This is a genomic window from Enterobacter sp. Taxon_2, assembly GCF_058355295.1.
The window spans coordinates 2166689-2187429 of record NZ_CM178024.1 but is presented as its reverse complement, the minus strand read 5'-3'; the positions used below and the strand labels follow the sequence as shown (position 1 = coordinate 2187429).

The 20741-nt window shown below is 54.3% G+C and carries 21 protein-coding genes; 13 read left to right on the top strand and 8 right to left on the bottom strand.

Annotation, left to right across the window (positions count from 1 at the left end; translation table 11 throughout):
- Position 1 precedes the first annotated feature (1 nt).
- Positions 2-772: an inositol monophosphatase family protein gene (locus AC4IC4_RS10390; RefSeq protein ID WP_463726637.1), complete on the bottom strand. Its 771-nt coding sequence runs from the start codon at positions 770-772 to the stop codon at positions 2-4.
- A 98-nt stretch (positions 773-870) separates the two neighbouring features.
- On the opposite strand from AC4IC4_RS10390, the gene AC4IC4_RS10385 reads away from it, so the two are divergent.
- Positions 871-1641, top strand: coding sequence for a DeoR/GlpR family DNA-binding transcription regulator (locus AC4IC4_RS10385; protein ID WP_463726636.1), 771 nt, complete (start codon positions 871-873; stop codon positions 1639-1641).
- Between the two features lie 59 nt (positions 1642-1700).
- Positions 1701-2276 carry a helix-turn-helix domain-containing protein gene (locus AC4IC4_RS10380; RefSeq protein ID WP_491472679.1) on the top strand — a complete coding sequence of 192 codons (576 nt, stop codon included), beginning with the start codon at positions 1701-1703 and terminating at the stop codon, positions 2274-2276.
- Between the two features lie 327 nt (positions 2277-2603).
- Here AC4IC4_RS10380 and AC4IC4_RS10375 read toward each other — a convergent pair whose 3' ends face one another.
- Positions 2604-3029 (bottom strand): VOC family protein, encoded by a 426-nt coding sequence (locus AC4IC4_RS10375; RefSeq protein ID WP_491472678.1) that lies wholly within the window; start codon positions 3027-3029, stop codon positions 2604-2606.
- Positions 3030-3327: 298 nt separating this feature from the next.
- Entirely contained in the window at positions 3328-4164 is an 837-nt protein-coding gene (locus tag AC4IC4_RS10370; RefSeq protein WP_491472677.1) for a MipA/OmpV family protein, read from the bottom strand.
- 203 nt (positions 4165-4367) lie between these two features.
- Between AC4IC4_RS10370 and AC4IC4_RS10365 the strand changes: the two genes are divergently transcribed.
- The 3 genes from AC4IC4_RS10365 (at position 4368) to oqxR (ending at position 7050) form a co-directional block, all read left to right on the top strand.
- Positions 4368-5045, top strand: a complete 678-nt coding sequence (locus tag AC4IC4_RS10365; protein ID WP_061715351.1) for a response regulator — start codon at positions 4368-4370, stop codon at positions 5043-5045.
- Positions 5045-6433 (top strand): sensor histidine kinase, encoded by a 1389-nt coding sequence (locus AC4IC4_RS10360; RefSeq protein ID WP_491472676.1) that lies wholly within the window; start codon positions 5045-5047, stop codon positions 6431-6433. Before AC4IC4_RS10365 ends, AC4IC4_RS10360 begins: the two co-directional genes overlap by 1 nt.
- Positions 6434-6570: 137 nt before the next feature.
- Complete coding sequence (gene oqxR, locus AC4IC4_RS10355) at positions 6571-7050, top strand: efflux pump transcriptional repressor OqxR (protein ID WP_025760257.1); 480 nt, start codon at positions 6571-6573, stop codon at positions 7048-7050.
- A gap of 67 nt (positions 7051-7117) precedes the next feature.
- Here the strand turns inward: oqxR and oqxB are convergent, their stop codons facing one another.
- Together oqxB and oqxA are read right to left on the bottom strand one after the other, a co-directional pair.
- On the bottom strand, positions 7118-10270 hold the full coding sequence (gene oqxB, locus AC4IC4_RS10350) for a multidrug efflux RND transporter permease subunit OqxB (protein ID WP_491472675.1): 3153 nt from the start codon (positions 10268-10270) through the stop codon (positions 7118-7120).
- Positions 10271-10293: 23 nt separating this feature from the next.
- Complete coding sequence (gene oqxA, locus AC4IC4_RS10345; protein ID WP_032651126.1) at positions 10294-11469, bottom strand: multidrug efflux RND transporter periplasmic adaptor subunit OqxA; 1176 nt, start codon at positions 11467-11469, stop codon at positions 10294-10296.
- 336 nt (positions 11470-11805) lie between these two features.
- On the opposite strand from oqxA, the gene AC4IC4_RS10340 reads away from it, so the two are divergent.
- The 3 genes from AC4IC4_RS10340 (at position 11806) to asd (ending at position 13971) form a co-directional block, all read left to right on the top strand.
- Complete coding sequence (locus AC4IC4_RS10340) at positions 11806-12159, top strand: helix-turn-helix domain-containing protein (protein ID WP_024909115.1); 354 nt, start codon at positions 11806-11808, stop codon at positions 12157-12159.
- Positions 12160-12229: 70 nt separating this feature from the next.
- Positions 12230-12547, top strand: coding sequence for a YebG family protein (locus tag AC4IC4_RS10335; RefSeq protein ID WP_417927300.1), 318 nt, complete (start codon positions 12230-12232; stop codon positions 12545-12547).
- Between the two features lie 305 nt (positions 12548-12852).
- A complete protein-coding gene (gene asd / locus AC4IC4_RS10330) occupies positions 12853-13971 on the top strand; it encodes an aspartate-semialdehyde dehydrogenase (protein WP_417927299.1) in 1119 nt (372 codons plus the stop codon).
- A gap of 54 nt (positions 13972-14025) precedes the next feature.
- Here the strand turns inward: asd and AC4IC4_RS10325 are convergent, their stop codons facing one another.
- Positions 14026-14586: a TetR/AcrR family transcriptional regulator gene (locus tag AC4IC4_RS10325; protein WP_491472674.1), complete on the bottom strand. Its 561-nt coding sequence runs from the start codon at positions 14584-14586 to the stop codon at positions 14026-14028.
- A 133-nt stretch (positions 14587-14719) separates the two neighbouring features.
- On the opposite strand from AC4IC4_RS10325, the gene AC4IC4_RS10320 reads away from it, so the two are divergent.
- Together AC4IC4_RS10320 and AC4IC4_RS10315 are read left to right on the top strand one after the other, a co-directional pair.
- Positions 14720-15151 carry a VOC family protein gene (locus tag AC4IC4_RS10320; protein WP_267216576.1) on the top strand — a complete coding sequence of 144 codons (432 nt, stop codon included), beginning with the start codon at positions 14720-14722 and terminating at the stop codon, positions 15149-15151.
- A 257-nt stretch (positions 15152-15408) separates the two neighbouring features.
- Positions 15409-15819, top strand: a complete 411-nt coding sequence (locus AC4IC4_RS10315; protein WP_248164273.1) for an SgcJ/EcaC family oxidoreductase — start codon at positions 15409-15411, stop codon at positions 15817-15819.
- Positions 15820-15863: 44 nt separating this feature from the next.
- On the opposite strand, the gene AC4IC4_RS10310 is transcribed toward AC4IC4_RS10315, so the two are convergent.
- Both AC4IC4_RS10310 and AC4IC4_RS10305 read right to left on the bottom strand, forming a co-directional pair.
- A complete protein-coding gene (locus AC4IC4_RS10310; protein WP_135346240.1) occupies positions 15864-16319 on the bottom strand; it encodes a hypothetical protein in 456 nt (151 codons plus the stop codon).
- Between the two features lie 330 nt (positions 16320-16649).
- Positions 16650-17534: a LysR family transcriptional regulator gene (locus AC4IC4_RS10305; protein ID WP_491472673.1), complete on the bottom strand. Its 885-nt coding sequence runs from the start codon at positions 17532-17534 to the stop codon at positions 16650-16652.
- Positions 17535-17647: 113 nt separating this feature from the next.
- Between AC4IC4_RS10305 and AC4IC4_RS10300 the strand changes: the two genes are divergently transcribed.
- From AC4IC4_RS10300 to AC4IC4_RS10290, 3 genes are all read left to right on the top strand, one after another.
- Positions 17648-18775 carry an alpha/beta hydrolase gene (locus AC4IC4_RS10300; protein WP_491472672.1) on the top strand — a complete coding sequence of 376 codons (1128 nt, stop codon included), beginning with the start codon at positions 17648-17650 and terminating at the stop codon, positions 18773-18775.
- Positions 18776-18824: 49 nt separating this feature from the next.
- Positions 18825-20021 (top strand): MFS transporter, encoded by a 1197-nt coding sequence (locus tag AC4IC4_RS10295; protein WP_491472671.1) that lies wholly within the window; start codon positions 18825-18827, stop codon positions 20019-20021.
- Positions 20022-20093: 72 nt separating this feature from the next.
- Positions 20094-20717, top strand: coding sequence for a glutathione S-transferase family protein (locus AC4IC4_RS10290; protein WP_491472670.1), 624 nt, complete (start codon positions 20094-20096; stop codon positions 20715-20717).
- The last annotated feature ends 24 nt before the right edge of the window (positions 20718-20741 follow it).

Sequence of the window (20741 nt, the reverse complement as noted above, 5' to 3'; positions counted from 1 at the left end):
TTTATTTAGCTGAATTGAGCACTCTGAGGATTTCTGCATGAAGAACCGGCCCGGAGCTGGCCAGATACCCGGCATGTTGTCCGGACAATTCAGTCACACATCCCCCGGCATTTTTGACCAGCAGGATCAGGGGAGAGAGTGCACTCATCTTGTCGGGATGGATGATGCACAGATCGATGTAGCCGGCAGCCAGCATGGTCATTGCGTGGCACGGGTCACCCTGTCGGGTCATAAGCACACGGGAAGACAGGTTTTGAATGCCTTTCTGGGTAACCTCATTGAAAAAGTCATCTTCACTGACATGCATAATCGACTGATGCAACTGTATATTTCTTCTGGTGTTAAGACGAAACTGACCGAGAGGGCCAAAGGTCAGCGCCTCAGCGCCTTCGGCCCAGAAACGTTCCCGCGTGAATGGCCTGACAACCATACCTGCCACGCTTTTTCCCCGGTGAGACAACCCTGCGGAGACGCCTTTCGCCGGTAAGCCATGATCACTCAGTCGTTCAGTGGTAAATACATCGACAGACCAGACAAACTCATTCTCAGAAACATCCCGACTATGGTCATCCACCGCGTGTGCAGGGTATTCCGTCGAAATGTAGTCCTTCAGGGTATTCAGAACCCTGTCACTGCCCTCAGGATAGTGTTCGTTTTCCGAAACATCACGCCCTCCCTGTATTTTTGCGGCCACAACGTGTTCCTTCAAAATAAGATCTTCGGATAACGCAGCGAGTTGGTTCAGAAAACGCACATCAGGATTTGCTAACACGTTCAGGCCTCATCTTTCTGTACAGAGAGTTGACATGAGGATTGCTTATGCACGATCATGCTCTCTGATGCTTGATTTAGATAACTTCAGGAAAAAACATGCTCGATTATGCAACTTTCCCCGACCAACGACAAGAGCTCATTAAAGAATCTCTCCGGGAGACTGGCAGGGTGCTTGTGACCGAGTTAGCCAGTACCCTTAATGTATCTGAACATACAATTCGCCGTGATTTACATGAACTTAGCAAAGATGGGTTTTGTAAGAAGGTCTATGGTGGAGCGGTGATCACCATCCCTGAAGTGAGTGATTTTGATGTCAGAAAATCCCTGAACACCTCATCAAAGAGCAAGATCGCGCATAAATGTGCACAACTTGTGAAACCGGAAACCTGCATTTTTATCGATTCAGGAACGACCAATCTGGTCATGGCGGAGGCTCTTCCGGAAGACCTGAGCTTAACCGTGGTAACGAATTCGCCTGAAATAGCGACCGTACTTCTGAATAAACCGATGTGCGAAGTAATTATCCTTGGCGGGCAGATTCACAAGGGTGTGAACGGTTGTATCGGTTCCACGGCATTAGCTCAGATCCAGGGGATAAATTTTGATCAGGCTTTTATTGGTGGGTGCGCGATGGCCCCGGAATCGGGATTAACGGGTTACGACTACGCAGACTGTGAATTCAAAAAAGCCGTCATACATCAAAGCAGCGAAAACATTGTTGCTCTAACCGCAGAGAAAATGCCCGGTGTCGCAAGATATGTTGTGGCAAAAAGTACCGATATCGATGTCATTGTGACAGAGGAAAATACAGTAAAAGAATATGTGAATGCGTTTAAAGGTCTGGACATTCGTGTTCATCAGGTCTGAAAAGGTAAATTACTGCCTAAACAAAAAATGCAACTAATCAACACCGGAGCCCCAAAAATATGAAAATAACTGGAACAGCACAGGCAGAGTTTTTAGCTCTCCCGACCCACTCCCGGGCGAAGGTGATACATGCTATCGACAGATTTTTGAACGGCGATGATTTCACTACTCTGTTCAGAGTAGATGAGAATTTAACAGGGATTCAAACAGAAGGAGCAGGCATACAAAGAGTCATTTTCATTAGCAGAACTGTTGAAGATGGGGTAATTCTAGGCGTAACGATGAAGAAAAAGAAGCATTACAACCAGAATGACGCCGTAGCATTTTTGGCAGACCGACAGACCCCCTCAAAACCGGGTAACCATGAATGCTGGGATAATGTCAGAAAAGAGGCACTCACTGTAACAGCGGTAAAAAGCGGCCTTGAAAATGAAGTTTTAAAGGAAACCCTCCAAAAAACGCTGATGGAATGGCGCAGTATCGCTGGCCTGACGCGACAACAACTCGCTAATAAAATGGGTGTTTCTTACAAATACCTCTGCAGCATAGAAGCAAACCCATCCAGAGTGAGCATCACGACACTTTACCATTACGCCACGAAGTGTGGTGTCAAAAGCCCTCTCATTTATCTGTAAATAAGAAATACCAGAAGCATTTCATCAAAATGTAGGCCGGATCCATTTTTACCCAGAGAGTAACTCTCCACAGCTCTCGGTTCGGGAATTGTAATAACAGCCTGACCACCTTACAAAGCTACCCCGGACACAACATCACGGGCAATCATCTTCATTTCTCGTCTGCTTCTCGCTCACTGCGGACCTTAAGCACAGTCAGATCGTCCGCATCGAGCCAGAGGCAGTCTGCGCCAGCCGTGTTCTGAATTGAGATTACTCGTAGGGAACGCCCTATTACACGGCTGATTTAGTCACCGCTAAACATTCTAAATTTCATCCATGGAGAAACTATTGTTCCTTTGAATACTCATCTGTCTCCGAAGAATAATGCTGGCAAACACATGCCAGCTTATTCCCATCAGGATCGCGCAGGTAGGCAACATAAAAATCGGGACCGTACGCGGTTCGTGTACCCGGCGCGCCTTCATTCTTCCCGCCCGCAAGGAGGCCTGCCGCATGGAACCGTCTGACAAGGTCCGCGTTATCGGCACGGAATGCGAACATTGTCCCGTTTCCCGCCGTTGCGGGATGCCCGTCAAAAGGAGGGCAAATACAGAAGCTGAAACCCTCCTCCGGATTATTTTCATCTCCCCACATTGCCCAACCTTCTGTCCAGGCAGGCACACGTGAATAGCCAAGCACTCTAAAAACAGCGTCATAAAACGCCACGGAGCGCTGAAGGTCATTTGTACCTATAGTGATATATGTCAGCATTTTATCACACCCTCTTTGCCGTTTATCTGAGCGGACATTATACCTGGAGGCTGCTCTGCCGATGAAATAAAACTGTACTCAATAAACTATAGATTTATGTCTTATTTTGGAATGGATGTGGATATTATCATCCCCTCCGTGTTTGTCATTACAGCACAATGGAGCTTTAGATAAATCCGTCAAACACGTGTGCAGTGCTGTAACTATCAGCAAGGATAACCGCCCCGCCATCTCAACCGGAGCGGCTTATCTACACTGTTAGTGCGCGCTCAAAACTTTAAGCCACCACAGCCCACCATCAAAAACTGTACGTCACCTTCAAACTCCCCGTAGGGGACGTTTTACGATGCACAATCGGGCTATCCCCCGCATCCCCCGTCAACTGCGTCACGCCCGCTGAGGCAAGCACGCTCCAGCGCGAGGTGAGCTTGTGGGTCCAGTCCAGATTCATCGACCAGGCATAAATCCCGGCCCCGGCGTCATGTCGGGCAAAGCCTGATGCGGCCGACTGGGCGGCGTTGACCCCGTAATACGTCTGCATATACTTGTCGGATCCCCAACTGCCGGTCAGCGCCAGCGTCACCGCATTTGTTGGTGAGGTGTAGAACGGGCTGGAAATGCCGAAATGTACCGCTTCACCGTTGTCCCTTTCAGAAACCGGTACCTCAGCCTGCAGCTGTAGATGAAGCCAGTCGGTCACCTTGTACTCCAGCCCAGGCACAACAATAGCCGAGCCTTTTATCTCGCCCATCCCTCGCAGCTCGTCGCTGCCGGAGCTGATCGAATCGCTGCTCACGTCTTTATCTTTACGACCAACTCGATAGCTCAGCGCTGCGCTGTAATCCAGGTTACCAATGTTGTTGCCGTAACCGATCCCTCGCGTGGTGCCGATAAAGAAGCCATTTGCCATGGAATAATCCACTACCTGAGCCGCTGAGACGCGAGTTTTATCTGAACCCGAGTAGCGTGGCGCGACATCCACGCCGCCCCCCAGGGTTAAGACGTTTTCGTGACTCTGTTCTGCCGCCAGTACGGGCGTGGCCAGTAACGCCAGAACGACGCCCGGCGCGATGTTTTTCAGGCTGCGGCCCGAAAGTAAATGGGGGAACGTATGACGCAGTTCGATGTTTCTCATTACAGAAGCCCTTTTGGATTCAAATGATGACGATGCATGCGGTTAACCGCCAGAACGCCCATTTTGAATACTGACCCTAAGGTTCTGATGAGCCGAAAATGAAGAAACACTGAAGCGCGAGCAGATGCTGTAACCCGGACAGATTTCCTGATACCGTTTTTTTCTTAAGATGTTCTTCATTCACGGTTGATACAGTTACCAGTGTGAAAATTCTACTAATCGAAGACGACCTCGATCTCGGCAATGGCGTACGTATCGCCCTCTCAGATCAAGGATTTGACGTCATATGGGTACGCCGTAAAGAGGATGCGCTGCATCAGCTGGACGTCTGCGTGCCGGAACTTATTTTGCTCGACCTGGGACTGCCCGACGGCGATGGCATGAGCCTGATGACGCGTTTGCGTCAGCAGCTCAAGGGGATCCCGGTCATCATCCTGACGGCGCGAGGCACATTGCAGGATCGGCTGAGCGGGCTGGATGCCGGTGCGGATGACTATCTCGTCAAACCTTTTATTCTCGCCGAGCTGCTGGCGCGAGTCAGAGCCCTGGCGCGGCGCAGCTACGGTTTCGAGAATGAGGCGATAGAAATTCGAGGCCTATCTCTTCATGTCCCGACGCGTCGCGTGACGGTAAGTGCGCGCCATATCGATCTGACGGCCAGTGAATACGCGCTACTGGAAACGCTGATGCTGCGCGCTGACCGCGTAATTACGCGACGGTTTCTGGAAGAACGGATATTCGGCAACAAAGAGAACCTCAGTAATGCGCTCGACGTGCATATGGGGAATTTGCGGCGAAAGATCGGCGACGGCTATGTGCGAACGGTGCGGGGCGTCGGGTACGTCATTGATACCGTATCCATTCAGAAGGTGACCGGCTGATGCAAAACGTCTGGTATCACCTGAGACGCCCAACGCTGGTACGGCGAATTATTATCGCCCAGCTGCTGCTGCTTACCCTGCTGTGGTGTCTTTTTGTCACCTTCATTCTGTGGGAGGACCTGCGCAGTCCTCCTATCCTCACGGGCAGTAATACCTACGAAACCCTTTTTACCCTGGTCGAGCGTATGGACGGACGCCCGCAGGATCGCACCGCGGTGCTGGAAGCCTTCAGTAAGGCGCTGCGTGAAGGCTATGGCGGCGGGGACGATCCCGTGCTGTCGATTAACCTCATCGTTCGCAAGAATAATGCCGTTATATTTTCATCAAAAGGGGCACCTGGCGGAGTAGCAAACACCCGGCCCGGAGAACTGGAACACGTTCAGAGTGGAGGTCGCGTCTGGACCAGCCGCACCCTCAAATCCCCTCACTCCAATGTGGAGGTTACCCTTTTCACCCCAGCCAGCGGCTGGAACTTCTTTATCTATCTGAACTCACGTGGCTACTACATCCTGCCGCTGCTGGTTTGCTTCCCTTTTCTGCTGTTTCCCGCATGGCTGTCAATACGCATTGCGATGCGTCCCTGGAGTAAGGTGGTCAATGAAATTACGTTACGCACGCCTGACGATCTCTCCCCCTTAAAAGCCGTTCCCAGGCACAGGGAGCTTCGTCAGATGGTGGACGCGATCAATGACTTCCTTGCCAGAGTCCGTGAAAGCGCGGAAAGGGAACGGGTTTTCATTGCGGATGCCGCGCACGAGCTGCGTACCCCCCTCGCGGCGATGCGCATCAACGTGGAAGCGCTGCAGTCCTGGGTCATCAGCGAGAACCAGCAGGAGCTGCTTGCGGGAGTGATTCGCAGCAACAGCCGCGCCGCGCGTCTCGTCAACCAACTGCTGCTGATGATGCACAGTGAAGCGCGTATTGATACGGCTATGGAGCCCGTGCCGCTGACAACGCTTATTCAGGAACGAATGGCCGAGCTGGAGCCGCTAGCGTCTGCGCGCGACATTGAGCTGGAATTCTTCGCCGAGGATGAAATCTGGATCTCAGGCGTCAGGGAACGCCTGGTGTCGCTCATTGATAATCTTATTGAGAACGCCGTGAAGTACAGCCCCGAGGGCGGGCGGATTCAGGTCGATGTCCGTGTAGTAGATAGCTTCGCGCGGCTTCGCGTTTCAGATGCAGGACCCGGCATTCCGGTTGAACTGCGGGAGCGCGTGTTCGACCGCTTCTTCCGCGATCCCAATCAGGTGCAAAGCGGCAGCGGGCTAGGGCTTGCCATCGTCAAAGCGGTGGCGCAGCAACACAGCAGCAGCGTAAACCTGAGCACTTCCGCTGAAGGAGGCCTCATGGTGACGGTTGACTTCCCGAACCGCACGTTTAGCTAAAGCAGAACAGGGGGTTTGATCGCAAATGCCGCAGATTGCTTCAAAATAATTACCGTATTTGTTATATTGTTGTTTATTGCTTATTCACCTCTGCGGTGCCAAAAAGAATAAGATTCACCGCAACCCAGGACAGAGAAATGTTAGATTACCGCTTCCCGACAGCTTTGCAGATGGTTCTCAGCGTAGCGATGGCGGAGCAATTGGGTGAACGTTCAACGAGTGCGATTCTGGCCTACGGCCTGGAAGCGAACCCGAGCTTCATCCGCAAATTGATGGTTCCGCTGACGCGAGACGGCATTATCGTCTCAACGCTTGGACGTAACGGCTCCATTCATCTTGGTCGCCCACCGGAAGAGATCACCCTGCGCGATATCTACCTGTCGGTCATCGAAGATAAAAAGCTGTGGGCGTCGCGCCCTGACGTACCGGCCCGCTGCGTTGTCAGCGCGAACGCCTGCTGGTATTTCAAATCGATTTCCGAAGAAGCTGAGCAGGCGTCGTTAGCGGTACTGGCCCGCCATACCGTGGCAAGCGCCCTGGAAGCGGTCAAAAACGCCGACAGCAGCGGATGGGATCCGCTCCCCGACCTCATTGCCCAGTATCAAAAAACGTCATAACGTTTTATCTGATGCGAAAAAAAACCGCCTTCACTATGAAGGCGGTTTTTTATTATCTGCAATATCCCTAGGCAGGCAGAACTTCCCTTTCCTCTTTACCACGCGTCACTAACTTACGCAGCGTCACGTAAAACACCGGCGTCAGGAACAGACCAAACAGCGTCACGCCCAGCATCCCGGAGAAGACCGTGATCCCGGTGACGCCGCGCACTTCTGCACCCGCGCCGTGACCAAGGATCAGCGGAATGGTCCCGGCAATAAAGGCGATGGAGGTCATCACAATCGGGCGTAAACGCAGGCGGCACGCCTCCAGCGCGGCCTCCATGATGCCTTTGCCCTGAATTTCCAGCTCGCGGGCAAACTCCACGATAAGAATGGCGTTTTTACAGGCCAGCCCCATCAGCACCACCAGCCCTACCTGCACGAAGACGTTGTTATCGCCCCCGGTCAGCCAGACGCCAAACAGCGCGGACAGCATGGTCATCGGCACGATGAGGATCACCGCCAGCGGCAGCGTCCAGCTTTCATACAGCGCCGCCAGGACCAGGAACACCAGCAGCACCGCGACCGGGAAGACGATCAGCGCCGTATTCCCCTGGGTGGCCTGCTGGAAGCTCAGGTCCGTCCATTCAATGTTCATCCCGTTCGGCAGGATCTGCTTAGACATCGCGTCCAGCTGCGTCATCGCCTGCGCAGATGAAAGCACGCGCGGGTCGGCATCGCCAATCAGGTCCGCCGCCGGGTAACCGTTGTAGCGGATCACCGGATCCGGCCCGTAGGTGGTCGTGATGTTCACCATGCTGCCAATCGGCACCATTTCGCCCTGGCTGTTGCGGGTGCGCAGATTCGCAATATCTTCCACGCTGTCGCGGAACTGCCCGTCGGCCTGCGCCATCACGCGCCAGGTGCGCCCGAACTGGTTGAAGTCATTGACGTACGACGAGCCCAGATAGGTTTGCAGCGTACCGAAAAGATCGGTCAGCAATACGCCCTGCGCTTTCGCCTTATCGCGGTCAACCTGCACGTCCAGCTGCGGAACGTTAGCCTGGTAGGTTGAGATCGGGAAGTGCATTCCCGGCGTCTGCATAATCGCACCGGACATGGTGTTCACCGCGTTTTGCAGCGCGCCATAGCCCAGACCACCGCGATCCTGAATGTACAGGGAATAGCCCGACCCCTGACCCAGTCCTAAAATCGGCGGCGGCAGAATGGAGAAGCCAAAGCCCTGCTGGATTTGGGCGATTTTCGCGTTAATCTCCGCATTAATTTCCGCCGCACTATGTTTACGCTGGTCGAACGGCTTCAGGCCGAAGAAGACCGTCCCGGTATTCGGCGTATTGGTGAACTGCAGCGCGTTCAGCCCCGGAAACGCGACCGCGTAGTCCACGCCTTCGGTATTCATCCCGATTTCGCTCATTTTGCGGATCACCGCGTCGGTGCGGGCCAGCGAAGAGCCTTCCGGCATTTTCACGCCGCCGATCAGGTAAAGCTTGTCCTGCGTCGGAATAAACCCGCCGGGCACCGCTTTAAACATGACGCCTGCGGCACAGAGCAGCAGCAGATACACCACAAATACCGCGCCGCGTCGTCCCAGCGTTTTGCCCACCAGCCCCTGATAGCCGTTCGAGCTGCGGAGGAAGAAGCGGTTAAACGGACGGAAAATCCAGCCGAACAGACGATCGATAAGCCGGGTCGGGAAGTCTTTCGGCGCGCCGTGCGGTTTTAACAGCAGTGCCGCCAGCGCCGGAGAGAGCGTCAGCGAGTTAATGGCGGAGATGACCGTGGAAATCGCGATCGTCACCGCAAACTGCTTGTAGAACTGGCCGGTAACGCCCGACAGAAACGCCATCGGCACAAACACCGCACACAGCACCAGCGCGATAGCGATAATCGGCCCGGACACTTCGCGCATCGCCTGATGCGCCGCCGCAAGTGGAGCAAGCCCCTCTTCAATGTTTCGCTCGACGTTTTCCACCACCACGATGGCGTCGTCCACCACGATACCGATGGCCAGCACCAGCCCGAACAGGCTGAGGGTATTCAGCGAGAAGCCCAGCAGGTAGAGAATGCTGAAGGTACCCACCACCGACACCGGCACCGCGATCAGCGGAATGATCGACGCGCGCCAGGTTTGCAGGAACAGAATGACTACCAGCACCACCAGCACCACCGCTTCCAGCAGCGTTTGCACCACCGCACGGATCGAATCGCGCACAAAGACCGTCGGATCGTAAGGTGCCGCCCACTTCATGTCCGCCGGGAAGCGCGTGGACAGCTCGTCCATTTTCGCGCGCACCGCGTTAGACAGATCGATGGCGTTCGCCCCCGGCGACTGGAAGATACCAATCCCGACCGCGTCTTTATTGTTCAGCTGGGAACGCAGCGCATAGCTGCCAGAGCCCATTTCGATACGTGCCACGTCGCGCAGGCGGACGACCGTGCCATCCTGCGTTGTTTTCAGGACAATATTGCCGAACTCTTCTTCGGTATGCAGACGCCCCTGGGCGTTAATGGAGATCAGGAAATCGCTCTCTTTCGGCAGCGGCTCGGCGCCAAGCTGACCGGCGGAGACCTGTACGTTTTGCTCCTGCATCGCCGTGACCACGTCCGAGGCGGTCAGACCGCGCGCCGCCACTTTATTTGGGTCCAACCAGACGCGCATCGCGTATTCGCCGGAGCCGAAAATCTGGATCTGGCCGACGCCGGGCAGACGCGCCAGTTCGTCCTTCACCTTCAGCGTGGCGTAGTTACGCATATACAGGGAGTCGTACTTACCGTTAGGCGAAAACAGATGCACCACCAGCGTCAGCGTCGGGGACTGTTTCTGGGTGGTGATGCCCAGACGCCGCACATCTTCCGGCAGACGCGCTTCGGCCTGCGCGACGCGGTTTTGCACCTGAACCTGTGCCTGATCCGGATCGGTTCCCGGACGGAAGGTGACGGTAGTGACCAGCACGCCATCGGAACCCGCGACGGACTTCATGTACATCATGTTCTCAACGCCGTTGATCGCCTCTTCCAGCGGCGTCGCCACGGTCTCGGCAATCACTTTTGGGTTGGCGCCTGGGTACTCCGCACGCACCTGCACGCTTGGCGGCACGACGTCAGGATATTCGCTCACCGGCAGCAGCGGGATGGCGATTAACCCTGTGATAAAAATCAGAATCGACAGGACCGCGGCAAAAATCGGCCTGTCGATGAAAAAGCGGGAAAAGTCCATGGGTGGATTCTCAGGTCAAGGGATCAGTTGAGGGCGGCGCTGGCGGTCATGGCAACGGTTTTCGCGTTAACCGGCATGCCCGGCATAAACACTTTCTGTAAACCCTCGACGATGACTTTATCGCCAGGGTTCAGCCCCTGCCGCACGATGCGTAAACCGTCTGCCAGACGTCCCGGCGTGATGTCACGACGCTGCGCTTTCCCCTCTTTATCCACGATATAGACGTATTTACGATCCTGATCGGTCAGCACCGCTTTGTCGTCGACAAGCGTAGCTTTGAACTCGGCGCTGCCCGGCAGGCGTACGCGGGCAAACAGTCCCGGCGTGAACTGACGCTGCGCGTTATCCAGCAGCGCGCGCATACGGATGGTGCCGGTACCTGGCGACAGTTGGTTATCAAGGAAGTCCACTTTGCCCTGATGGGGATAGCCCTCCTCGCCCGTCAGGCCAATCTCAACCGGCAGCGCCGTATGATTGCTGGACGCCCCCTGCCCGCTGCGGGCCAGGTTTTGGTAGTGAAGGTAGGTTGACTCGTCCACGTCAAAGTAGACGTAAACGGTTTTCTGCGAGACCAGCGTGGTGAGGACGCTGGCGGTGTCGCCCGCAGTCACCAGGTTCCCGCTGGTGATCAGCGCCCGGCTGGCGCGACCATCGATAGGCGCGGTGACTTTGGTGAAGTCCAGGTTGAGCTGCGCGGCGTCCACTGCCGCCTGCGCGGCGCGAATATCGGCCTGCGCCTGAGTGGCGGCCGAACGACGCTGCTCCCACTCTTCACGGGAGACAACGTTGGTATTGACCAGCTTATCGGTACGGTTAGCCTCACTTTGCGCCAGGCTGGCCTGCGTTTTGGCTCTCGCCAGGTTCGCCTGCGCCTGTTCCAGCGCGGCGCGATAGGTTCGGTCATCAATCGTGAACAGCACCTCGCCCTTCTTCACTTCCTGGCCGTCGGTGTAATTCACTTTATCAATGTAGCCGGAAACGCGCGGACGTAGCTGAACGCTCTCCACCGCTTCAATCCGTCCGTTAAAGCTATCCCACTGGCTAATAGATTTCACCACCACGTCAGCAGCGCTGACGGCGGGCGCAGGCGGCGCGGCATTTTGCGCGACGCTGTTATCGCATCCGACGAGCAGCACGGAGAGCAACATTGCCCCCAGCGCGTTCAGATGAAAGTTACCCCAGGTTTTTTGCAGGCTCATTATTTTTATTCCAGTCATTATCGCCGCCGGGCAAGACGCAGCAGGAGGCACCGCGCCACTTCCTTTGTCCGGTGGCTGTCTCAAGGCCATTTGTGTCGTTCATCGCCACAAAACTGTAACAGTTGCGAGTACACTATCGCGGCGATTGTAGGAAGGCGCTTAACTAAGTGCAAGAATAATTGTTGCACTTTATGTGCTATTTGAGCGGATGTAAAAAGACCCGTTTCGCTCAGGGTTTTAAATGCAACAATAAAACTTGCAATTACTACAAAAACGCGCCACCTTTTAATGCAACAGACAAAGATACTTTTATACAAGCAGCGTGAGGGCAACCAGATGAACACTGGCGCATTTATGCATGATTTACTCGACTGGATCGACAACAACCTGGATAGCCGTCTGGACATTGAGTCCGTCGCCAGGCGTTCCGGCTACTCAAAATGGCACCTCCAGCGCCTGTTTAAAGAGCATACCGGCTATCCCCTCGCCGGGTATATTCGCGCGCAAAAGCTGCAAAAATCGGTTGAGCGCTTAACCCGCAGCGATGAACCGATTCTGAACGTGGCGATAGCACTTGGCTTTGACTCCCAGCAGTCCTTCAACCGCAGCTTTAAGCGTCAGTATGGTCAGGCGCCTGGGGCATGGCGACGGAGTTTGGGTGGCCCGGAAACGCAGCAGCTTCGCCAGTAATGCATATTTTGCTGCAACGTCGATCTGTTACTGCTATACTGTATATAAATACAGTATAGCGAGGTGCACGATGGCTGTTGAAACAAAATTTGTTGTCGTAAGAAAAGGTGAAGAGAAAATGACATTTGCCAGTAAGAAAGAGGCTGACGCTCACGACAAGCTGCTCGATATGGCAGACGCGTTCACCGACTGGCTGTTGCAAAGCGGAATGCAGATGGATGAAACGCAGGCTGAAAATCTTGGCCTGTATCTCGCCGAGCAGAAAGAGACCGTGCAGCATATTCTGCGTACCAGCAAGCTTCCCGATCTCAATGCTCCAGCTGTAGCGGATAAAACGGAATCCGATGCGGCTGACACGAAAAAAATCAGGGCTGTGAAAGCGGCCTGATTGTCAGAACAATCATCACTCATTTTGAACTATTCACCAGGCCCGGCAGCCAATTCCGGGCTCCCCCTTTGCCAGAGATTCCCTTCTTAATAATTGCTCTTTCATTCTTCAATGACAGTCATTGCACGTCATGCCTGCGATCGTTTTTAAACTGATGGTTTTATCAGGTATAAATATCACTGATGTCTTATGAAACATTTTAATAATTAAGGAATTAGCTGCAGTCCGTAGTGATCTTCTTCCTGGGATGAGATATAACCTGATGCGGAAATTAACATTCTTGTAACGTTGATAAGGCTAAACAAATGAAGCAGGTTGGTATTGTTGGTTGGCGAGGAATGGTCGGTTCTGTTTTATTACAGAGAATGGTCGAAGAGAACGACTTCGACGATATCTCAGCGCATTTTTACAGTACTTCAAGCCCCGGGGCCGCCGGTCCAGTCATTGGCGGCGTCAGCTACACACTCAAAGATGCTAATTCCATCAGTGACCTGGCCGAAATGGATATCATCATTACCTGTCAGGGCGGTGATTACACAAAAGCAATCTATCCTGCTTTGATTAATCGTGGCTGGCAAGGCTACTGGATTGACGCGGCCTCAGCACTACGGATGGATGAGAAAGCCTGCATTATTCTCGACCCCGTCAATCGCCCCACGATTGATCGTGCCGTTAAAGAGGGAATTAAACTTTTTGTCGGTGGCAACTGTTCCATCACGCTGAGTCTTATGGGGCTGGCTGGGTTGATTAAGGCTGACCTGATCGAATGGATGAGCGTTATGACCTATCAGTCTGCATCAGGTGCGGGGGCGCAATATGTCAGGGAATTAATTGTTCAAAGTGCCTGGATCAGTAAGCATTTGTCCTCTGATGAACTGGCATCATCAGGTTCAGTGCTGCCTTTAGTCAATAAAGTCAGTGCGTTAATTAACAGTGCTGACATGCCGATACAGAATTTCGGCGCACCTTTAATGGGCAGTATTATACCGTGGATTGACAGCGATTTGGGGGATGGTAATAGCCGTGAAGAGTGGAAAGGTGAAGCCGAAACAAACAAAATTCTTGGTTTGTCTCCTGGTGCGATCCCGGTAAATGGATTGTGTATTCGTGTTGGCGTGATACGCTGCCACAGCGCCGCAATCACCCTGAAGCTCAGGCGTGACGTCAGCGAAGAAGAATTCGCAGCGTTAGTGACGCATTCTCATCCCTGGGTTAACTATGTGCCCAATAACAAGGTTGAAAGCGTCAGTAAATTGACCCCGGCTTATATCAGCGGTTCGCTTCAGGTTGGTATTGGCCGTTACAAGAAGATGTCACTTAACAACGATCCAATATATTCGGTTCTGACGGTTGGCGATCAGCTATTGTGGGGCGCGGCGGAGCCCTTGCGCCGCATGTTGAATATTCTGCTGGGCAAAATCTAAGACATATTTTCTGAATAAAAGCATCTACTGAACAGGTGCTTTTATTGTATTGCCTCAGCGGGTTCGTGCCAACGCCGCCAAAATCATTTCACGCGCGTGACGCAATACCGATTTTATTTCGTCTGCCGGGATATCAGCGAGCCCCAGTCCGCGTAGCAGGAATATGCCTTCTACAGCGAGAAACGCGTGCCTGACATCGGCCATCTCCTCTCCAGCCTCGCGTAGTGGTTCGAGGAGTGAGCGATACAGGTTGCGAACGGGTTCCAGCATACCTGGCGCATGCACGAGAGCCGTGATAAGAAACGCCGCCATCTGTGTTACAGCATCCTCCTCCTCCAGCGCTTCCTCGATGTGCGCAAGAATTAATTCCCGTGGCCCTGCGGCGGTATCAATAAGACGCTGGCTGACTGCCTGCTGGAAACGCTTCACTTCTCGCTCAAGCACGGCGTATATCAGGCCATCCTTTGATGAAAAGGTATACACAAGGCCGCCTTTACTGATGCCAGCACGTTCCGCAACGGCATCCAGCGTAAATATCCGCCCTCCAGACTCAAGAATGATTCTTTCGGCAGCATCCAAAACGTGCTCTCTGTCGATCTCTTTTTTACGCGTCACAACTTCCCCTTGTCTTTTTCGACTGATCAGTCGCATAATGTTTTCGACTGGCCAGTCAGATTAGCACTGCGATCCTAGTACGACAAGATCGCTCCTGTAACTTTCCACCACTAAACACATATAAGGCAATGAAATGGAAGAGTGTTTACCATCTGCAGCCATCGCACACTTTGTCATGAAAGTGAAAAATATTGAGTCGAGTTACGATTTTTATCAGGGGTTAGGTCTTCGCGGATTCGACAAATTTCCAGGAATGGCAATCATCGAACTACGCGGCGGCACACATTTATTGTTAGCGGCAAAAGACGATCCAATGACTGATACGCTTCACGACAGCCGTGTCGGCCAGCGCTCTGATTTTATTTCCGAAAAAATTGATCTGATGATCGCGGGTCATTCCAGATCAGATCTTGAGAATTATCGAACCGGATTGATTGAAAAAGGGTATTCCCCTTTGGAAATTGCAGAAGGTTCGCTGTATGGACATTATTACTTCTCAATGCTGGACCCTGATGGCAATGGCGTGAGTTTCTATACCAGCCACTGTGACGATAAGCCTGTCTGACATATCGTCTGGGTTTTATAATAATACTGGCGCACCAGCTTATTGGCGCCGTTGTTCACCGCAGCCTGGTGGAAGTTACAGCAGGCTGCTTTGCGTTATCAACCATCGGAAATGATGTCCGCTGTTCGTTCACAGCAGACCTAACGTTATCTCCCCCCTCAACTTTCCCACAACACCCCGCCACAAAACCTGGTAGCTATACAAACACGCCAGACTGTTACGTTAATACCTGTTTACCCTATAAAGAGGAAACGCGCATGACCCCACATCCGCTACGCCAGATAATCGAATCCTGTGACCATGCCATCACCACCAAAAACTATGACGCGCTGATGGAGTATTACGCCGAAGACGCGGCTCTGGTGGTCAAGCCAGGCATGACGGTTAAAGGCAAAGAGAACATCCGCAGCGCGTTTATTGCCATCTCTGATTATTTTCAGGATCAGCTGATCGTCGAACAAGGGGAGATGCAGGTGATCGAAGGTGGCGGTAATGCCCTCGTTATCATGGAAACCGTTCTGCGTTTTCCTGATGGTCAGGGTGGAATAACAGAAATGTCGCGCCGCGCGACCTATGTTTTTCGACAGGAAAGCGATGGTCGCTGGCTTTGTACCATCGACAACTCTTACGGTACGTCGCTTCTGGATACCGGGAACCGATCGCGTTAATCACACTTTCAAAGGGGCGCTGCCGCCCCTCCACGCCTGCGCCCTTAATGTGTAGTGATGCGCGGTTCCTTCACAAACTCAGCCAGCAGCCACACCATATCGTGCAGCAGGCCTGTCAGTTCCTTCGCTACGTGAGCGGGCAGCGTTCCCCCCATCACCGCCTGTGTCAGCGCCAGAACGTAGTCCACCTGAGTCAGGGTGTCCTGCCAGCAGTCCGGCACGCAGGAGTTGATTTTCTCACCCATGATCAACTGTTCAATCAGGTATGGCGGAAGATCGGCATCGCAGAGCTCACGCAGCTTGCGCAGGGTCTGAAGGAGACGCTCGCACAGCGCAGTGCGGCTCGCGACATCATCGATTTCGACCAGCACGCTCACCAGCGCGGCGCAGTTGTCGGCGACGACAAACAGATCGGCATCAGCCGGAAGCGGCCGGGAGATAAGTTGCAGAATGACGTTTTCGTCAGATGGAAGATAAGTCAGGGTTGGGATAGTAGCCATGGTAAGGCATCCTCCGTGTATAAATTTGGGTGAACCACCCGATGAGTTCCTACGCTCGAGGGGGTAGCGCTGACAGAGGTAGGAATACCGCCCACAGAGAAAACGGCCAGCCTTGCGGCTGCTCCGTCAGCGCCACCGCAATTTTAACGAGATCGGCGCTGTCGCGACATATAAATATCGCTCTGTAGATGCGGGTTCCTACGCCCGATTGCGGATGTGCCGCAACGCAGGCACTTTACGACCCCGATCGGTCGAAGAAAAGACATAACCCTGAATTTCACGCGGTTAATTTGCGGTTTGCGAGGCGCCTTCCAGAATGTCAACGCCGCCCTAAATTTTAAGCGTATCAATCACCGCTCTAAGCGCAGGCGACACGTTGCGGTGCGGATAATAGAGGTACAGCCCGTCCATGCGCAGGCTATAGCGCTGCAACACCCGGATAAGCGTTCCGCGCTCCAGATCGTCAGCCACCAGCTCCACCGGGACATAGGCCAGCCCAAGCCCCAGCCTGGCGGCTTCGGCTTCCATGTAGCTGTCAGACAGCGCCCATTGCCCCTCTGGCCGATGGGTGATTTTTTTCCCGTCCTGCACCAGCTCCCACTGATAGTCACTACCGTCGGCAAGCTGGTAGGCAATGCACGGATGCGCCACTAAATCCGCAGGCGTCTGGGGAAAACCGTAGCGTCTGAAGTGTTCCGGGGCAGCCACTGCGGCCATTTCCATATTAGGCGTGATACGCACTGCAATCATTCCCTGCCCCACTTCCGGCCCCAGTCTGACACCCGCATCGAACCGCTCGGCGATAATGTCGACGAAGCGGCTTTCATTCATCAGTTCCAGCCTGATGTCCGGGTAACGCTGTTTAAAAATGGCGAGCTTTGGCAGCAGACATTTGTCGATAGCGTGCTGGCTGGCATTAATACGCACCGTGCCGGACGGCGTCTGACGATAGTGTGCCAGGGTCGCCAGGCCCGTATCGAGCGTATCGAACGCGGACTCGGCGGTCCGGTAAAGCTGTTCCCCGGCGTGGGTTAGCGACAGCTTGCGCGTGGTGCGGACCAGAAGCTGAACGCCCAACCGCTCCTCCAGCTCGCGAACCGAGCGGCTGATCCCGGATTGCGCCAGCCCAAGCCGCTGCGCAGCCGCCGTGAAGCTCCCCTCCCGTACCACCTGCATAAACAGGTACAGCTCATTGTAGTTTTCCCGCTTCGCCATCACGCCCCCAATTTATAACAATATGATATGAATCCTAGCAGCTTTCGGCCTCTAATCAGCACTATTTCTGCTAACTATAATGTCCGCAACACAACACCACAGGGTCTATTTTCATGAAAACATTCACCCAAAAACTGTCCGTTGCGATGCTGCTATGCGCATCATTAAGTGGAGTGACAACAATGAGTTATGCAGAAACCACCAACCCAAACGCACCCGTTTCGATGGTGACCACATGGGATAAAACCTTCGCCGAAAGTGACAAAGTCGATCACCGTAAGGTGTCCTTCCAGAACCGGTACGGAATCACCCTGGTAGGCGATCTGTATCTTCCTAAAAGCCGCGGTGACCGCAAGCTGGCGGCGATTGCGGTCAGCGGGCCGTTTGGCGCGGTCAAAGAGCAGTCCAGCGGCCTGTATGCGCAGACCCTGGCGGAGAATGGGTTTGTGACCCTGGCGTTCGATCCGTCCTATACGGGCGAAAGCGGTGGCCAGCCGCGCAACGTTGCGTCTCCGGATATCAACACCGAAGACTTTAGCGCGGCGGTGGATTTTCTGGGGTTACAGAAAGAGGTTGATCGTAACCGCATCGGTATTCTCGGCATCTGCGGCTGGGGCGGTATGGCACTGAATGCGGCCTCCATGGACACCCGCGTGAAAGCGGTCGCCACCAGCGTGATGTACGACATGAGCCGGGCGATGAGCCACGGCGTGGGCGACGGGAAAGATCGCTATTCAACGTCTGACCGCCGTGCCGTTCTGCAGTATCTGAACGCACAGCGCTGGAAAGATGCTGAGAACGGTACCTTCGCGCACGGCGGCCATGACATTTATGTCGATGAGAACGGCAAGGTGACGGCGGCTGAACGTATTCTGCCAGAGACGCTGCCAGCAGACCCGCATCCGGTACTGAAGGAGTTCTATGACTACTACCGCATGCCGCGTGGCTTCCACGCGCGTTCCGTCAACTCCACCGGCGCGTGGACCGCAACCACGCCATTATCCTTTATGAATATGCCGCTGCTGAGCTACGCCGGGGAAATTACTATCCCGACGCTTATCGTCACCGGTGAAAAAGCGCACTCCCGCTACTTTGCGGAGGATGCGTTTAAAGCGGTCGGCAGCAAGCAGAAGGAACTGGTGATTGTTCCGGGCGCAAACCATGTCGATCTCTACGACAATGCTGCCGGGAAGATCCCGTTCGGCCAGTTTGAACAGTTCTTCAAAACCAGCCTGAAATAAACCTCTCCGCCGCCCGTGTTGAGCGGGCGGCCCTTCGTGAAAGATGACTATGTCCACTCTGAACCCTGCCACCTCACAGAATGATGAACGCGCGCACTGGGGCGGTATTTTTGCCATGACCCTGTGCGTATTCGTCCTGATTGCTTCGGAATTTATGCCCGTCAGCCTGCTTACCCCTCTTGCCAGAGATCTGGGCGTTACGGAGGGGCTCGCTGGCCAGGGGATCGCCATCTCCGGCGCGCTGGCGGTTCTGACCAGCCTCTTCCTTTCCCGGCTTGCCGGGAATATGAACCGCAAACACCTTCTGCTGGGCATGACGCTCCTGATGGCGCTCTCGGGGATGATTATCGCTTTCGCCCAAAACTATCTGGTTTACATGACCGGCCGCGCGCTGATAGGTATCGCTATAGGCGGGTTCTGGTCCATGTCTGCCGCAACGGCCATTCGCCTCGTTCCGCAGCATCAGGTCTCTCGCGCGCTGGCGATATTCAACGGGGGGAATGCGCTGGCGACGGTAGTCGCCGCCCCGCTCGGGAGCTATCTCGGCGCCACCATTGGCTGGCGCGGCGCCTTCCTGTGCCTGGTTCCCGTGGCGATAGTGGCGTTCCTCTGGCAATGCTTTAACCTGCCCGATATGAACGGCAATAAAAATACAGCGTCACGTGCATCCGTCTTTGGGTTATTCCGCCAGCCGGTGGTTTCCATCGGTCTGCTGGCCTGCGGCCTGTTCTTTATGGGACAGTTTGCGCTGTTTACCTATGTGCGTCCGTTTCTCGAAACCGTCACGCAGGTCAGCCCCTCCGGCCTATCGCTGATTTTACTCACCATCGGCGTCGCGGGTTTTGTTGGCACACTGTTCGTTGCTCTGGTCCTGAACGCCGCGTTTTACCTGACGTTAATCGCTATTCCCCTGCTGATGGCCGTCATTGCAGGCGTATTGATACTGACCGGTCACAGCGTGTGGATCGTTGCCCTGCTGTTAGGCTTCTGGGGGATGCTGGCGACGGCGGCGCCAACGGGATGGTGGACATGGATTGCGCGAACGCTGCCGCAAGATGCCGAAGCCGGTGGCGGGTTAATGGTCGCCGTGATCCAGCTTTCTATTGCGCTGGGTTCAACGGCCGGTGGCCTCGTATTCGACCATCTCGGCTGGCAGAGCACGTTTGCATTGGGCGGCATGTTGCTCCTGGGCGCGGTTGTATTGACGCTTCTGCTTTCGCGTCGTCACAAATCACTCGCCGGATGATTTGTTGACGCTTTTCTTCACCACTGGTGTATTGTTTTTAAACGATTCATCACTCTGAAGAGAAGCGGCGGCATGATTAACATCCTCGGCAAAACCACCTCCATCAACGTGCGTAAAGTACTCTGGACCTGTGAAGAAGCAGGCCTCGCGTATCAACAGGAAGATTACGGCAGCGGTTTTGCCTCAACGGAAACGGATGCCTTCCGCGCCCTGAACCCCAACGCCATGGTGCCGGTGCTGATCGATGACGATTTCGTGCTGTGGGAGTCCAATTCCATTTGCCGTTATCTGGCGCGCAAGGCCGGACGTCACGATCTGCTGCCCGCAGAACCGCAGGCCTGCGCCAACGTTGAGCGCTGGATGGACTGGCAGGCAACCGAATTCAATAACGCCTGGCGCTATGTTTTCCCGGCGCTGGGGCGTAAAAACCCGGACTTTAACGACCCTGAGCGCATTGCGGCGGGAATAAAAGAGTGGAACCACTGCATCACCATTCTGGAAAACCAGCTGCAGCGCACCGGCGCCTTTGCGGCAGGCGAGACGTTTACCCTCGCGGACGTGGTGCTTGGGCTGTCGGTGAATCGCTGGAAAATGACGCCGTTTGATAAGCCAGACGTGCCCGCCATTGAGGCCTGGTTCGAGCGTCTTAACCAGCGCCCGGCGTTTTTGCGTCACGGCAATAACGGCATGGTGTAAAGTCTTCACGCCCCTGGCTTGAGC